Source organism: Campylobacter lari (assembly GCF_900638335.1).
In the GTDB taxonomy this organism is placed as follows: Bacteria; Campylobacterota; Campylobacteria; order Campylobacterales; family Campylobacteraceae; genus Campylobacter_D; species Campylobacter_D lari_E.
Genome location: NZ_LR134508.1, coordinates 342,186 through 357,749, shown reverse-complemented (window position 1 = coordinate 357,749; position 15,564 = coordinate 342,186). Strand labels below are relative to the sequence as shown.

Sequence of the window (15,564 nt, the reverse complement as noted above, 5' to 3'; positions counted from 1 at the left end):
TTTTATTTTCTCCTTTTGATTTTTCTTTGAACTAGCATTAAAATTGCAACGCATAAAAAACCATAAATTAAAATTCTCATGATATTTAAAGTATCACGGTTTGAGTTTCCATAAAAAGGTTTTATATTAAAATGATTTGCCACTTGATCGGCAATATCTGCATAACCATTTAAAATAGCTGCATTATAAATATCTTTTTGTTTAGGATTTGCAAGTATAGGTAAAATCGTTCCTTTTTCAGGATAAGGACTTAAAACACCTTCTTTATCAAAATACTTCATAGCATCATCACTTGCAAGTATATCTACCTTATGCGAAGCTTTAGAAAAAACAAGTAAAATATATGGTTTACTCAAATTAGCTTCATAGCTTTTTAAACTTTCAAAATCTTTCTTATCACTTAAGACTAAAGCGATATTTACACCAGTTAACTCATGAATTTGTTTCGAACTTAAAGTGATGTTTTGTTCTATTGCAGTGTTTAAGATGTTATCATTTAATAATATTTCAGCATGTAAGAAATTAGTAAAACAAATAAAAATGGCGGTTAAAAAACCGCCTTTAAATATATTTTTCATCCTATAAAAAGATGATTTACAGTTAAAACCGACCAAGCAGTAATTCCTGCTGCAACAACTAAGCCAGCTATGATTAAGTATTCAAGAACTTTTGCCATAATCATTCCTTTATGATGATATGTTCTTCTCTTTTAGAGTCAAACATTTTAATTTGCTCTGCATTTTCTATTTTATAAGGTTTTTGCATAACATCTTGCTGAGTTTTAAGACCCCAAACAGTAAGTCCAGCTAAAATCGATAACAATAAAACAGTTGCTATTAACATTCCACTAACGCCTGAAAGTGAAAATACACATCTATTTGAATTTTCCATTATTCACCCCTTGAAAGAGAAATCACATATTCACTAACTGCTTCTTTTTGAAGCTCATTTAACAACCCATTGTTAAAATGAGGCATTACCCCTATACTTCCTGCTTTACCACGATTTAAAACATCTACTACAAATTCAGCACTGCCATATTTTGTTAAATCTGGAGCTACTAACTGACCATCAATAGTTCCTTTTCCATCTTCACCATGACATACTGTACAAGTTACAAAAAGTTCTTTTCCTTTTGCTATAAGTTGAGGATTTTCAGTTTTTTTAATCGCTGAAATTTCAGAAGCAACATAAGCTGCAATTGCAGGAATATCAGCTTCATCTATACCATTATCCGCTGCGCTTAACATCTCGCCCATAGGATAATTCATACCTTTAGAACCTTTAGTAATTACTTCTATAAGTCCTTCTTCTGAGCCCCAAATATTAAGATTTTGTGCTTTTCCATTAATACCATCACCGGTAATTCCATGACAAGAAGAACATTGAACCAAGAAAATATTTTTACCCATTTCTTGTTTATCTTGTGCACTTAAATTTGCAAATTTCTGCGCAAATTTCTCATTATGTGCTTGCACTTCTTTGTTATACTCACCAATTTGAGAATAGCTATTTAAAGGATATCCCCAAAGAAAATACCATATACACCACACTATAGCCAAGAAAAATACAACAGCCCAGCCAAGTGGTATAGGATTTTTAAACTCGCCTATACCATCCCAACTATGCTCACTTAGTTCGCCTTGGCTTTTTTCTTCTTTCATACTTTTAAACAATTTTCCTACCACAACCAGTGTAATCAAGATGATAAGAATTGCTCCAATAAAAGATAACAAATTAACATTATCTTGTAAATTCAACCATTGCATTAAGCACTCCTTTTATTTTGCTCTAAAACACGATCGCTGATTTCATCATGCAGTGCTAAATCAGCGTATTTTTCATAGTTTCTTCTACCTGTCTTTTCAGATCTATACAAATGAAACCAATAAGAATACAAAACCACCACTAAAAATACTACAAGAGCAAAAAAACCGTAAGCCTGTAGCTCTCTTATTAGTTCTAAATCCATAGTTTTTCCTATTTTAAGCTATTAAGATACGCGATTATAGCTACAATTTCTCTAATTTCACCTCTAGCAAACGCATCTTTAACATCTTGGTTTTTCATTTGATCTACTATAGCTTGAGCTTCTGCCTTAACTTCTGCTTGAGCTTCTTCCCAAGTGCCAAGTTTTGTACCATTTTCAGCATCATAAGGTACATTGAAAACTTTTTTTACAGTTAGTGCTTCCGCATAAGCTGTTTCTATGTTTGCATTATTACTAAACATATGCTTATAGGCTGGCATAATAGAACCAGGTACTACAGATACTGGATCCCACATATGATTTTCATGCCAATCAGTGGTTCTAAAATTTCCTACGCGCAATAAATCAGGTCCTGTTCTTTTTGAACCCCATAAAAATGGTCTATCATAAGCATATTCACCGCTAACTGAATACATACCATAACGATCTGTTTCTGATTTAAAAGGACGAATAAGTTGCGAATGGCATGCATTGCAACTTTCTTTAATATAAGCATGACGTCCTGCAAGTTGTAAAACAGTGTAAGGTTTTTTACCTTCAATTGGTCTTGCATTTTGTGCAAAATCAGGTAAAACCTCCACAATACCTGCATATGCAATTACAATAAATACTGCTACAGCAAAAAAGAATGGATTTTTTTCTAACCAACTAAACATATTTTTCCTCCTTATGCTGCCATAGGTGAAGCACTTTTTGGTTCTTTATCAAGCACTCTACCCACTGAAATTGATTTATAAATATTATAAACAAACATGAAAAATCCTACTAAGTATAACAAGCCACCTACAGCTCTAATCCAATAATAAGGAATAATAGCTTCAACAGTATCGATGAAAGTATAAAGTAAGTTACCATACTCATCTGTAGCTCTCCACATCATACCTTGAGTAATACCTGCTATCCACATAGAACTAAAATATAGTACTATACCTGTAGTTTGAATCCAAAATTGAGCCTCCATTAATGATTTGCTATATAGCTCTCTTTTAAACATTCTAGGTACCATGTGATAAAGCGCAGCCATAGTCATAAAGCCAACCCAACCTAAAGTACCATCATGAACGTGACCTGGAATCCAATCTGTAAAGTGCGCCAACGCATTAACTGATTTAATAGAAAGAATAGGACCTTCTAAAGTTGAGAACATGTAGAAAGTTGAAGCTAAAATCATAAATTTAATCAATGGACTTTCTCTTAATTGACTCCACTCACCTTTCATAGTAAGCAAGATATTAATTGCTGAACCCCAAGAAGGCAAAATAAGAACAATTGAGAAAACTGATCCCATAGTTTGCATCCAATCAGGCACAGTTGAATAAATTAAATGGTGTCCACCTGCCCATAGATAAACAAACATTAAGCCCCAAAACGCAAATAAAGATAATTTATAAGAGAAAATTGGTTGACCGCTTTCTTTTGGTAAAAAATAATAAATTTGTGCGATAATACCAACAGTGAATACAAATGCAACAGCATTGTGTCCATACCACCATTGAACTAACGCATCATTTGTTCCTGCATACATAGAAACACTATGCCACCAATCACCCATTCCACTTACAAAATATGTTGGTACGGCCATATTATTAAATAGATAAAGCATTGCTATACCTAAAAAGGTAGCTATATAATACCAAAGTGAAACATATAATGTTTTTTCACGGCGAATTCCGATAAGCCCAAAAATACTTACACCCCATAAAACCCAAACTAAAACTACCAATATATCAAGTGGCCATTCAAGTTCTGCGTATTCTTTTGAAGTACTAACACCTGCAAATAAAGTGATAACAGCTATAATCATAGTGATCATATAAAGCCAAAAATGCAATTTACCAATAAACATTAAAAAGCTTGATTCTGCCATACTAACTTTTAGCACGCGTTGACCAATATAATACCAAGTAGCCCAAATTCCTGAGAGCATAAAACCAAAAATTACACCTGAAGTGTGTAATGGTCTAAGTCTTGAAAAAGTACCATACTCGCCAGCCAAATAGTTTAAATCCGGATAAGCCATTTGAAAGGCAATAAGCGTTCCAATAGCCATACCAATAACACCAAACAATAAGGTAGCAAACATAAAATATTTAGCGACCGTATAGTCATAGTTTAATGCATTTCCTGGGTGCATTTCCTCTCCTTAATTTTTTTTCTGCAATTATGCAATCTTTATATTATATGATAACTAATATCTTTTTTAGCTTAAAAATTATGTTTATTAATTATCTGTTAATAAATTACTTTGTAAGTATAAAGCCTGTATATGAAAAATACACTCCATATAAAAAGATTAATAAGTAAGAAATCGAACTAGCCGTTTTTTGAAATTTTTCATTTAGTGTTTTAGAAAAATAAGCAAAAAATACCAAAGCAGGCAGTGTTGAAAGTCCAAAAACAAGCATAATTAATGCTGCTAAATAAACATTTTGCACACTCATTCCAAAAGCTATATAAAAATATACTAAGCCACAAGGCACAAAACCATTTAAAAAGCCTAAAAAAATAGTACTTTTTAAAGACTTGTTTTGAATTAATCTTGAAATGCTTTTTTTGATAACACAATCAAAAATTAAAGAATTTTCAAAAAAAGCTAACAATTTTCCTTTAAAAATTAAAGCACAAGCTAAAATCATCATAAAAAGCCCAATAATAAAAAACATTACACCTTTTGCAAATTCATTAAAAGAAAATAAATTTCCAAAAATTCCAAAAAATACACCTAAGCAAACATAAGCAAAAATTCGAGATAAATGATAAGAGAAAATCAAAAGAGAAAAAGGAAGTTTGATTTGCTTTGAAAGCTGAGTATAAGCTAAAACAAAGCCTCCACACATTCCATAGCAATGTCCAAAGCTTGAAAGAAAAGCTATACTCACTAAAGCAATAAAATCTAAATTCACAAAAGCTCTAAAAATTCTTTAAAAATATACTTGCTCTCATGTGGCCCTGATGAGCTTTCTGGATGGTGCTGTACTGATATAATAGGATAATTTTTATATCTTACACCCTCTACATTGTCACCAAATAAATTTCTATGAGTAATTGTTGCAACCTCTGCTATTTCTTCAGGAACATTATAGTTGTGATTTTGTGCTGTAATTTCTACTGTATTATTTGTAAGATTGATTACTGGATGATTTGCACCGTGTTGACCAAATTTCATCTTATAAGTTTCATAACCAAAAGCATTACTTAAAAGTTGGTGCCCCAAACAAATACCTAACATGGGAATTTTTGCTTCTGCTAATTTTTTAATCTCTGCGATTTCATCTTTTAAAATTCTTGGCTCGCCTGGCCCATTGGATAAAAACACCCCATGAATTACACCTTTTTGATATAAATCAATCAAATCTTTTGCCTTGGTATTATAAGGAAAAACTTCTACTTCAAGTCCTACGCTTACAAGCTCATTTAAAATATTTTCTTTTACACCATAATCAATCACAGCTACTTTTTTACCACTTGCTTTTACATTCTCATAAGCTTTTTTACTATGATCCCAAGCACCTTTACTATGCTTATAAGAGCTTTTAGTGCTAACTTGAGCTACATAATTTACCTCATCAATTTTAGCACTAGAAAGAAGTATTTTTTTAAGTTCTTCTTTATCTTTGATTTCAGTAGAAATAACAGCTCTTAAATTACCTTGATCTCTAATCATTTTAACTAAAAATCTTGTATCAACTTCACAAAGACCTATTTTTCCATGTTTTTTTAAATAAACACTTAAAGAATCATTGGCTCTAAAATTTGAATAATCTTCATTTAGCTCTCTTATAATCATGCCACTAGCAAAAACTTCTTTGCTTTCATTATCCTCATCATTAACACCAACTATACCAATTTCTGGCATTGAAAAAACCACAAATTGACCTGCATATGAAGGATCGGAAATAATTTCTTGATATCCTGTCAAAGAAGTATTAAAGACAAGTTCGCCAAAAAAAGTTCCACCTTCTCCAAAAGCTTTTGCGCTTAAAAAAACATCGTTTTCTATATAAATATATGCTTTCATAAAAGTCCCTTTTTTCTAAGCTCTTCTTGGTAAAGCTTTTCAAATACTAATTCATATTCCTCAGAACCTGGGATAAGCTTTCTTTTATAATTTGAAATTTTTTCATAAACCAAATCTTCTAAATTTTCATACTCTTTTAAATAAGACATAATACTTGAGAAAATGAGATTTTTCACACGATTTTCTGATACATTGTAATTTATCAAATCTTCTTCTACTAAATTTTCTAAAATTTTGTGAGAAAGGTTATTGTATCTATCTTCACTATCAAGCATAAATTTAAACTCATTTGCCAATTTTTTCTTAATCATCCAAAACATACTTTTTCTATCTATTTGCATAAACTCAATTTCATCTTCTTGACTTTCTAAAAGCTCTTTTGCTTTTTCATCAAGCTTACGTTCATTTAAAACATCTATTTCTATAATTTCTTTTGCTATTTTTAAAAGCTTTTGACTATCATCTTTAATTTTTACAAAAGAAGAGTGCATTAAATCAAGTATTATTTTATTTGCTATATAAGGTATGTGAGCTGGTTTGATACGCATTTATTCACCTTTTTATTTTTATTGAAATAATACTAAAAAAAAGGTAAAAACTGCTTAAAACTTACTGCGAACTTGCATTTTGATCTAAATTTTTCAAAAGCAGTGTTAAATCCGAAGCTTTTTTAGGTTCCATTTTTGCCATAATAGATGAAATTTTTCTAGGATCTAATGAAAGTAGAATTTTTGAAGCTTCATCAGGTTCCATTTCACTTAATATACCTGCAACAGCCACATCTTTCATTTTTGCATAGATTTCTGTAATACGCCCCATGGTTTTATCATTAATCGCTTGAAGATTTTGCCTAGTCGCTTCTAATATACGCTCATTTTGTTCTTTTAGGCTTTTAATTTGTTCTAAACTTGCATTAATATCAGCTTCTTTTTGTATTAAAGCTTGCATTTTTTCTTTTTGTAAAGCTTCAAAAGATGCTCTATAAGCTTCCAAGCTCTGTTTTGCTTCATCATATTCTCTAATTTGTTCTTGCATTTGTTCTTTTCTTGCTTCAAAATATTGCTCACAATTTTGCTGTGCATTTACAAAATTTAAAAAAATCAATAAATATATTATTTTTTTCATTATTTATCCTTATTAAAATGCCTTGTTATAGCAAGCTCGTCTATAAATTTTTCCTCTTCTTTTTGTAAAGCCTTTTGAATCTTTTTTAATTCTTCATTTTCTAAAACTTTGATTTTTTCAAATTCCAAATGAGCTTTTTTATATAAGTGCTGATGGTGCGCTAATTCTTTTTTGGTTAAATCTAATTTTTGTTTAACTCTTTGCTTGCCCTCTCTTGCGATTTCTTGCATTTTTAAAGACGATCTTAACAAAGCTATCGAACCCTTTTCGGCCAAAGTTAAGCTTTCGCAAGTTTTTGAGGCTTCTTTAAGCTCTTCCTCGCATTGCAAAAGCTTTTGTCTTGTTTTAGTTAAATTTACTTCTGCTTTATCAAGCTGTTGTTTTCTAAGCTTAATAACAGAAGAATATTTGCTTTTCATAAAATAATAGTATCTTCTCTTTCAGGGCTTGTAGAGATATAACCTACTTTAACACCACTTAATTCTTCTAAACGTTCAATGTATTTTTTAGCATTTTCAGGTAACAAATCATAATCCCTAATCCCTGCAACTTTATCCCAACCTTCCATTACTTCATAAATAGGTTTAGCATTTTCTAAATCACAAGGCACATAGTCTATTTCTTGCCCCTTATACTCATAAGCTTTACAAATTTTAACACTTTCAAAACCATCTAATACATCAAGTTTCATCAATGATAAAGTATCTAAGCCATTTAACCTTGCGGTATATCTTACCGCAACCGCATCAAACCAACCGCATCTTCTTTTTCTACCTGTACTTACACCGATTTCTTTACCAATAAGTCCTATTTTTTCACCATCTTCGCCTAAATCTTCACTTGGAAAAGCTCCATTTCCCACTCTTGTTGTATAAGCTTTTACTATACCTATAACTTTTCCAATTTCTTTTGGATTTAAACCCAAACCACTTAAAGCTCCAGCTGAAATAGTTGTTGAACTAGTAACATAAGGATAAGTTCCATGATCAATATCCAGCATTGATCCTTGCGCACCCTCTAGCAATACTTTTTTATCTTCATCCAAAGCTTTCCAAAGCATTCTTGTGGTATCTGCAATATATGGTGCTAAAACTTCTTTAAAGCGTTTTAAATCTTTTAAAATTTCATCATAACTAGGCATTGCAATACCTAAAACATCAAAATAAGTTTTTTTAAGTTCAAAATCTTTCATTAAATTTTCGCAAAGTTTTTCAGGCTCTAGCAATTCCCCTACTCTATGTCCATTACGACTTATTTTATCTTCATAACTTGGTCCTATGCCTTTGCCTGTTGTTCCTATAGCTTTATCGCCTTTAAGTCTTTCTCTTGCTTGATCAATCAAAGCATGATGATTTAAATTTAAATGAGCCCTATCGCTTATAAATAATCTTCCTTCTAAATTTTCAAATTGAGCCATTTCGCTAATTAATACATCAGGATTAACTACAACTCCATTTCCTATAACATTAATACATTGCTTATTCAAAACACCTGATGGCATTAAATGTAAAGCGTATCTTATACCATCAACCCATATAGTGTGACCTGCATTATGTCCGCCTGCACTCCTGCAAACATAATCATAATTTTCACATAGCTTATCAACTATCTTACCTTTGCCCTCATCACCCCATTGGATACCAACGACAATATCTGCTTTACTCATGAAAACTCCATTTTGACTTAAATTTGGCGAGAAGGTGAGAGAATCGAACTCCCCAAAAAGTAGTCAACTACCCTTTCATCTGATTTGAAGTCAGTGGCCATCACCAGATAAGCTAACCTTCCAAAAAATATATTATATCTTAATATTTTTAACTAAAACAAAAATTAAATACCTAAAGTTATAAGCGGTTTTGTTTTATTTTATTATCAAAATTCTTAGTTATAATAGTAGTTTTTATTTTAGTGTCAAGTTTTGACAATCACAATTTTTGGATACAACAATGCATTCTTTCAAACAATCTTTTTTTATAAATTTTTGGGATAATTCCAAAGGCATGATTATGCTTGGAATTTTAAGTGCTATTTATTTTGGAATTTTTGGTAGTGTTTGGGCAGTCACTGGCGAAATGACGCGCTGGGGTGGAGAGTTGTTAGAATTTTTTGGTATGGACTTAAGCTCTTATTCTTATTATCAAAAGCAAAATTTAAACGGTACTCTCTTAACAAGAATTGATGGTATTATGCTTGTAGGTATGTTTATAGGGTGTTTAAGCGCTGCGTTTTTAGCAAATAAATTCAAATGGCGCTTACCTGCTAGCAAAATTCGAATTTTTCAAGCTATTATAGGTGGAATTTTATCTGGTTTTGGTGCAAGACTTGCCTTTGGATGTAACTTGGCAAATTTTTTTACAGGCTTGCCTTATTTTTCTTTACATACTTGGGTTTTTACTTTATTTATGATTTTAGGGATTTATTTAGCTGTTAAAGTTTGCAATCTATCACCTTTTAAACCAAAAGCCAAATTACAACGTGTTTGTAAAGAAAACCGACCATTAAAAACACACAATAAAACCGCAAAGATATATTTTTATATAGGATTTGGTGTATTTATAATTTTTATAACTTATGTTGTATTTATACTACAAAAACAACCTTTAAATATCAACAACAAAGAAAGTATTCTTCCTTTAGCGTTAATATTTGGCTTTGTTTTTGGTTTTATCACATCTAGAGCTCAAATTTGCTTTACTTCTTGTTTTAGAGATTTATTTTTATTTGGTAGAGACAATGCTATAAAAGGTGCTTTAATAGGTATGATTATAGCTTGTTTAATAGCTTTTGCTTTTATTTTGCAAGGACACACTAGCAAAATAATAGAAATATCACCAAATATTGCTTTAGGCGCTTTTTTATTTGGCTTTGGGATAGTTTTTGCCGGAGGATGCGAGTGTGGCTGGATGTATCGAGCTTGTGAAGGACAAAGTCATTTTATTATAGTGGGTATTGCAAATATTATTGGCACTATGATATTAGCTTTAAGCTACGATTATTTTCCAAATTTCTTAACAGATGGAGTAAAGATTCATCTTTTAAATGAATTTGGTTATTTTAATGGTTTAGTAATCAATTTAACTTTATTTGCAATTTTATTTTTATTTATATTAAAGTTTAAAAAATCATTCTTTTTCAAACAAAATAAAAAAGGAAAAATATGATTATTCATTATAGTTTAAATTTAGAAGGTGAAGTTTGCCCATACCCTGCTATAGCTACTATTGATGCCTTAAAAGAACTAAAATCAGGTGAAGTTTTAGAAATTTTATGCGACTGTCCGCAAAGTATCAATTCTATACCTCAAGATGCTAAAAATCGTGGTTTTGAAATTCTAGAAATAAATCAAGATGGCCCAACGCTTAGATTTTTAATTCAAAAGCCTTAAAGGCTTTTGAATATATTAAAGATGTTTTAACATTGTTTCATAAGCTGCTTTAGTTCCTGGGCGCACTTTTGTAACCAAGCTCACTAAAACAATCACAACAGAAGCAGCTAAAAATCCTGGAATGATTTCATAAATAGGAAAATTAAGCCACTCGGCTAAGAAATTTTTATATACTACAACTACAACTGCACCAGTAATCATACCTGCAATAGCAGCGTATCTTGTCATTTTTGACCAAAATAACGAAAAGAGCATTACAGAACCAAAACTTGCTCCAAATCCCGCCCAAGCATAAGCTACTATACTTAACACACTTGAGTTTTTATCAGTAGAAATAATAAAAGCTATCACAGCTACCGCTAAAACACCAAATCTACCCAAAGTCATCACTGTTTTATTAGATGCTTCTTTATTGAAAATTCTTTTATAAAAATCTTCTGCTATAGTTGAACTTGAAACAAGTAATTGCGAACTTGCTGTACTCATAATAGCTGCTAAAATAGCACTAAGTAAAATGCCTGCTATCCAAGGATTAAAAAGTAATTGTGACATTACAATAAAAATTTTTTCAGGATCTTGCAAACTAAGCTCAAATTTACTCACATAGGCTATACCTAAAATACCTATCAAACAAGCACCTATTAAAGATATAACCATCCAAGAAATTCCTACAAAAGTAGCAATTGGGATGTCTTTAGTTGATCTTATAGACATAAAACGCACCAAAATATGTGGCTGACCAAAATATCCAAGTCCCCATGAAAGCGCTGAAACTATACCTAAAAAGCTTAATCCTTCTCCCATAGAAAAAGTATTTGGCTTAATTTCTTTGACTATATTAACAGCTTCACTAAAGCCACCTAAATGATAAATCATCACTATAGGCACAACAATCAAAGCACTCATCATTAATAAACCTTGAATCAAATCCGTCCAACAAACTGCCTTATATCCACCTAAAAATGTATAAGCAACTATAATAACAGTTCCTGTAGTTAAAGCATAATCATATTGAATTCCAAAAGTTGCTTCAAAAAGTTTTGCTCCACCTACAAGCCCTGATGAAACATAAAAAGTAAAGAAAATTAAAATAACAATAGCACAAACCACTCTTAATATATGCTTATCGTCATCAAACCTTGTTTCAAAATAATCTGGAATTGTAATAGAATTTGCAATCACACTAGTATAAATTCTAAGTCTTTTTGCTACAAAAGCCCAGTTTAAAAACGCTCCTATACTAAGACCTATTGCAATATAACTTTCAGCCAAACCACTTACATATAATGCTCCTGGCAAACCCATTAAAAGCCAACCGCTCATATCAGAAGCTCCAGCACTAAGTGCTGAAACCACTGGTCCCATAGAACGACCACCTAAAAAATAGTCCTCTGAATTTTTATTTTGTTTATAAAAATAAAATCCGATAAAAAGCATTAGTGCTGAATATGCGACAAACATTATCGCAATTTGAGTATTAATTTGAACAACCTCCATTTTATCTCCTTTATATTATTTTAAAGCACGAATGCCTAGATTTCCATAACGATGGAAAGATATACTTAAAGCTTTTTCATTATGATATAAAAGCAACTCAAAACGCCCATTTATTAAAGGTTTAGCATTAGCGATGATTTTTGCACAACTTGCTGCTTTTATGAAAATTTCATCATTAACATCTAATGGAGCAAAATAACGAATTCTCTCATAATCAACTATTTTGCTAATGAAATTTTCTTTGCTTTCTTTAAGGAATAAAGTTTTTGAACTAATTTTTTGATTAATCTTTTGCACAAGATCTATTTTTTCATGCTCATCATAACTTAAAACAAGATCAATATTTAATACACTAGCTGCTAAAATAACTCCTAAAATATCTTTTAAACTATCATCTTTATGCACTCTATAAGCGATATTTTTAACCTTTGTATAAGAGAAAAGATTATCCTCGCCTCTTATATTGACATAATCTTTCGCACTTGCAAATTCATGTTTTGCATGGTAAGCATAGCTTCTTGCCATAGCTTTAACGACTTCAAAATCGGCTTTATCTTTTTCATTTAAATCTAAGCTTAAAGCATTTAAATTTGATACTAATTCATTGTCCAAAACATTTTGATCAGCTTGACTTTGCTCTATATCTAAAAATTGGGTAATGTAATTATAAATTCCAACTTTTCTACCAAAACCAATGGCTGATTTTTTAATACCACCGAAAGGTTGTCTAAGAACTATAGCTCCTGTTGTTGGTTTATTAATATAAATATTTCCTGCTTCTATGTGAGTGTGAAAATACTCCCATTCTCTCTCATCTAAACTTTCAAATCCTGCTGTAAGTCCATAGCCTGTTGAATTTACTATATCAATAGCTTCTTTTAAATCTTTTGCTTTCATTACAGTTAAAATTGGCGCAAAAAGCTCATTCATATGCGTAAAATCACCTTTTTTAGTACCATATTTAATCCCTGGAGTTAGAAGATAAGGATTATCATCTACAAATTTAGGTTTTAAAGCCCAACTTTCATACGGAGCTAGCTCATCTAAAGCTTTTTGTAATTTCACATCTGGTTTATCTGCTAAAGCTCCAAGTTTATTTTTAAACACAAATGGATTTCCAACCGCCATAGAACTAGCAGCATCTACCAAAGTCTTTTTAAACTCTTCATCATTATAAACTTCTTCTTCTAAAACTAGTAAAGAAGTAGCAGAGCATTTTTGACCTGAATTTGAAAAAGCTGAATGAATGATATTTTTAATCGCACTATCACGATCAGCAAATTTAGAAACAATAGTTGCGTTTTTACCGCCTGTTTCAGCACTTAAAAGCAAGGTTGGATTAGCTTTGAGCATTGCATAAGCAGTTTCTTCCCCACCGGTTAATACTGAAAATTTCACACTTTGATCAACAAGTAAGTATTTTGATATATCACTACCTTTAGCAGGTAAGAAAATCAAAGCATCTTTAGGAATTCCTGCATCCCAAAAACATTTACAAAGCATATAACCTGTTAACATCGATAAAGATGAAGGTTTGTATATCACTTTATTTCCTGCAGCCAAAGGTGCTGCTATGGTTCCTACTGAAATACCCACTGGGAAATTCCATGGCGCAATCACCACACCTATACCTTTTGCTTTAAAAACAGTATTTGGATTTTGCTCTTTTAGTTTTTCCAAAGAATGTGGATAAAATTCTAAAAAGTCTATAGCCTCACTCACTTCAGGATCAATTTCTAAGAAAGTTTTTCCTACTTCTAAAGCTGCTATACCTATTAAATCCCCCCTACGATCTCTAACAAGTTGAGCAGTTTTTGCTAAAATTTCATAAATTTCATCGTGACTTAAATCACTAAAATTTGAGCTCTTAGCTACATCTAAAGCGTATTTAATCTCTGCTTGGCCTGCTAAATGTGCTTTACCTATAGTGCGATTTTTGATTTTATCTTTAACTTCTACTACTTGTAAATTTTCATTTTTAATTTCTTCTTTTGCAACCGGATACACATCATAATTTTCTAAATTTTCATATTTAGTTCTTATATTTTTAGCCCACTCTCTATTTGCTTTTAAGATAAAATCTGTATCAGGTTCGTTTTTAAATTCTTTACTCTCATAAGAACTAATAGCCTTTGTTTCATTATTTCTATCTTGAGTTCTATGAGTAGAATTATCCAAACTAGCAACGCCTTCTAAAGATTTTATAAATAATTCTTTTTGCATTTGCCAATTTTTATCATTAATTTTAAGATTGAAAAAATATCTCATGAAATTATCTTCACTAGTATTTTCATCAAGTCTTCTTACTAAGTATGCAATAGCATTGTTAAAATGTGCTTCATCGCAAACTGGTGCATAAAGTATAAGATCATGCATTTTAGAAAGCTCATAAGAGCATTGCAAACTCATACCTTCAAGCATTTCAAAGGTAAAAGATGATAAAGCTCCTGCTTGTGAAATTCTAGTATAAGCATAAGCAATTTCAAATAAATTATGGCTTGCAATACCTACATTAATATATTTATGATTATCTCCCTCTAAGACAAAATCAAGCATTTTTTTATAGTTACTATCAGTGTCAATTTTTTTATAAAAAGTAGGTAGAGCCCAACCTCTTTGTGAAGCTATAGTTTCTTCACTTTCCATATTCGCTCCTTTAACAAAGCGAATTTTTATAGGCTTCATACCTTTTAGAACTCTTTCTTTTGAAAAAGCAAAAAGTTTTTTCAAATACTCATAAGAATCAGGTAAATAAGCTTGCAAAACAATACCTGCTTTAATATCATATTTTGCAACACTTTCCATAAAAGCTTCAACAGTTAATTCTAAATCCCTAAATTCTTCCATGTCAAGATTGATAAATTTAGACACACCCTGCTTTTTTTCTTCCTCTAAAGCAAGAGCATATAATTTATCTAATCTTTTTACCACCTCATCTTTAGAGTATTCAAAATCAATAATATTGATTTGGGAAAAAATGGTAGTAATTTTAATAGAAATATAAGTAATATAGCTTGTTTTTAATGCTTCTTCATATTTTTTCATCCTATAAGCACTCTCAGCTTCACCTAAAACCTCTTCGCCGATTAAATTTACATTTAAGGTAATTTTATCTTCATCTTTTCTTTTGCGCATATGAGGCTCTAAAACACTAGGATTTGCATCTAAAACCATAGCTTTAGTATCTTCTCTTAAATGCTTAATGAAAAATGGCACACTAAGAGTTGGCGCAAATTTTCCAAAATTTAAAAATGAAAAAAGTAAAAATTTTTCAAAAGCACTAAAAAAATCTGCTATACCATATTTATTTAAAGTATGTTCTATTAGCTCAAAACTAGCACTTTTATCTTTACATCTAAAAGAGCGATCTAAAAGCTCAATTAACATTACTTTATTTTTAGGGTTGTTTAAAAGTTTTTGCATTTTGGCATGAAATTCTTTTTCGCTTTGAGAGATATTACTTTCTATCTTTCTTTGTAATTCTTCAGCTAATTGCAAAGCTTTTTGTATCATTTTTTCCTCCACTTTAATAGTTAATATGTATTTATG

17 protein-coding genes and 1 tRNA gene are annotated in these 15,564 nt (G+C 31.0%); 2 read left to right on the top strand and 16 right to left on the bottom strand.

Features of this window, described 5'->3' with window-relative positions:
* Positions 1–2: 2 nt before the first annotated feature.
* The 14 genes from EL235_RS01920 to EL235_RS01855 all read right to left on the bottom strand — a co-directional run bounded on the left by EL235_RS01920 (position 3) and on the right by EL235_RS01855 (position 8,921).
* A complete protein-coding gene (locus EL235_RS01920; protein ID WP_232017398.1) occupies positions 3–578 on the bottom strand; it encodes a hypothetical protein in 576 nt (191 codons plus the stop codon).
* Positions 575–676 carry a hypothetical protein gene (locus EL235_RS01915; protein ID WP_087685197.1) on the bottom strand — a complete coding sequence of 34 codons (102 nt, stop codon included), beginning with the start codon at positions 674–676 and terminating at the stop codon, positions 575–577. The genes EL235_RS01920 and EL235_RS01915 overlap by 4 nt, the downstream gene beginning before the upstream one ends.
* Before the next feature lie 2 nt (positions 677–678).
* Positions 679–891 carry a DUF4006 family protein gene (locus tag EL235_RS01910; RefSeq protein ID WP_039617641.1) on the bottom strand — a complete coding sequence of 71 codons (213 nt, stop codon included), beginning with the start codon at positions 889–891 and terminating at the stop codon, positions 679–681.
* Entirely contained in the window at positions 891–1,769 is an 879-nt protein-coding gene (gene ccoP, locus EL235_RS01905) for a cytochrome-c oxidase, cbb3-type subunit III (protein WP_039628013.1), read from the bottom strand. Before ccoP ends, EL235_RS01910 begins: the two co-directional genes overlap by 1 nt.
* A complete protein-coding gene (locus tag EL235_RS01900; protein WP_039617636.1) occupies positions 1,769–1,972 on the bottom strand; it encodes a cytochrome c oxidase, cbb3-type, CcoQ subunit in 204 nt (67 codons plus the stop codon). The genes ccoP and EL235_RS01900 overlap by 1 nt, the downstream gene beginning before the upstream one ends.
* An 8-nt stretch (positions 1,973–1,980) precedes the next feature.
* Positions 1,981–2,646: a cytochrome-c oxidase, cbb3-type subunit II gene (gene ccoO, locus EL235_RS01895; protein ID WP_039617633.1), complete on the bottom strand. Its 666-nt coding sequence runs from the start codon at positions 2,644–2,646 to the stop codon at positions 1,981–1,983.
* An 11-nt stretch (positions 2,647–2,657) separates the two neighbouring features.
* Positions 2,658–4,124 (bottom strand): cytochrome-c oxidase, cbb3-type subunit I, encoded by a 1,467-nt coding sequence (gene ccoN, locus EL235_RS01890; protein ID WP_039617631.1) that lies wholly within the window; start codon positions 4,122–4,124, stop codon positions 2,658–2,660.
* Positions 4,125–4,230: 106 nt separating this feature from the next.
* Positions 4,231–4,893, bottom strand: coding sequence for a sulfite exporter TauE/SafE family protein (locus EL235_RS01885; protein ID WP_126340693.1), 663 nt, complete (start codon positions 4,891–4,893; stop codon positions 4,231–4,233).
* On the bottom strand, positions 4,890–6,008 hold the full coding sequence (carA, locus tag EL235_RS01880) for a glutamine-hydrolyzing carbamoyl-phosphate synthase small subunit (RefSeq protein ID WP_126340692.1): 1,119 nt from the start codon (positions 6,006–6,008) through the stop codon (positions 4,890–4,892). Before carA ends, EL235_RS01885 begins: the two co-directional genes overlap by 4 nt.
* A complete protein-coding gene (locus EL235_RS01875) occupies positions 6,005–6,556 on the bottom strand; it encodes a DUF507 family protein (protein ID WP_039617626.1) in 552 nt (183 codons plus the stop codon). The genes carA and EL235_RS01875 overlap by 4 nt, the downstream gene beginning before the upstream one ends.
* Before the next feature lie 61 nt (positions 6,557–6,617).
* The gene (locus EL235_RS01870) at positions 6,618–7,136 is read right to left on the bottom strand and encodes a MotE family protein (RefSeq protein ID WP_164717503.1); all 519 of its coding nucleotides are present in this window, start codon (positions 7,134–7,136) and stop codon (positions 6,618–6,620) included.
* Positions 7,133–7,552 (bottom strand): flagellar FliJ family protein, encoded by a 420-nt coding sequence (locus EL235_RS01865; RefSeq protein WP_126340690.1) that lies wholly within the window; start codon positions 7,550–7,552, stop codon positions 7,133–7,135. The genes EL235_RS01870 and EL235_RS01865 overlap by 4 nt, the downstream gene beginning before the upstream one ends.
* Entirely contained in the window at positions 7,549–8,799 is a 1,251-nt protein-coding gene (locus EL235_RS01860; RefSeq protein WP_039625434.1) for an adenylosuccinate synthase, read from the bottom strand. The genes EL235_RS01865 and EL235_RS01860 overlap by 4 nt, the downstream gene beginning before the upstream one ends.
* A gap of 24 nt (positions 8,800–8,823) precedes the next feature.
* Positions 8,824–8,921 (bottom strand) — tRNA-Sec (locus tag EL235_RS01855).
* A 158-nt stretch (positions 8,922–9,079) separates the two neighbouring features.
* Here EL235_RS01855 and yedE point away from each other — a divergent pair.
* The gene (gene yedE / locus EL235_RS01850) at positions 9,080–10,294 is read left to right on the top strand and encodes a selenium metabolism membrane protein YedE/FdhT (protein ID WP_114640084.1); all 1,215 of its coding nucleotides are present in this window, start codon (positions 9,080–9,082) and stop codon (positions 10,292–10,294) included.
* Positions 10,291–10,518 (top strand): sulfurtransferase-like selenium metabolism protein YedF, encoded by a 228-nt coding sequence (gene yedF / locus EL235_RS01845; RefSeq protein WP_126340689.1) that lies wholly within the window; start codon positions 10,291–10,293, stop codon positions 10,516–10,518. Before yedE ends, yedF begins: the two co-directional genes overlap by 4 nt.
* A gap of 15 nt (positions 10,519–10,533) precedes the next feature.
* Here the strand turns inward: yedF and putP are convergent, their stop codons facing one another.
* Together putP and EL235_RS01835 are read right to left on the bottom strand one after the other, a co-directional pair.
* Complete coding sequence (putP, locus tag EL235_RS01840) at positions 10,534–12,015, bottom strand: sodium/proline symporter PutP (protein ID WP_114640083.1); 1,482 nt, start codon at positions 12,013–12,015, stop codon at positions 10,534–10,536.
* Positions 12,016–12,030: 15 nt separating this feature from the next.
* Positions 12,031–15,528 carry a bifunctional proline dehydrogenase/L-glutamate gamma-semialdehyde dehydrogenase gene (locus EL235_RS01835; RefSeq protein WP_126340688.1) on the bottom strand — a complete coding sequence of 1,166 codons (3,498 nt, stop codon included), beginning with the start codon at positions 15,526–15,528 and terminating at the stop codon, positions 12,031–12,033.
* Positions 15,529–15,564 lie beyond the last annotated feature (36 nt).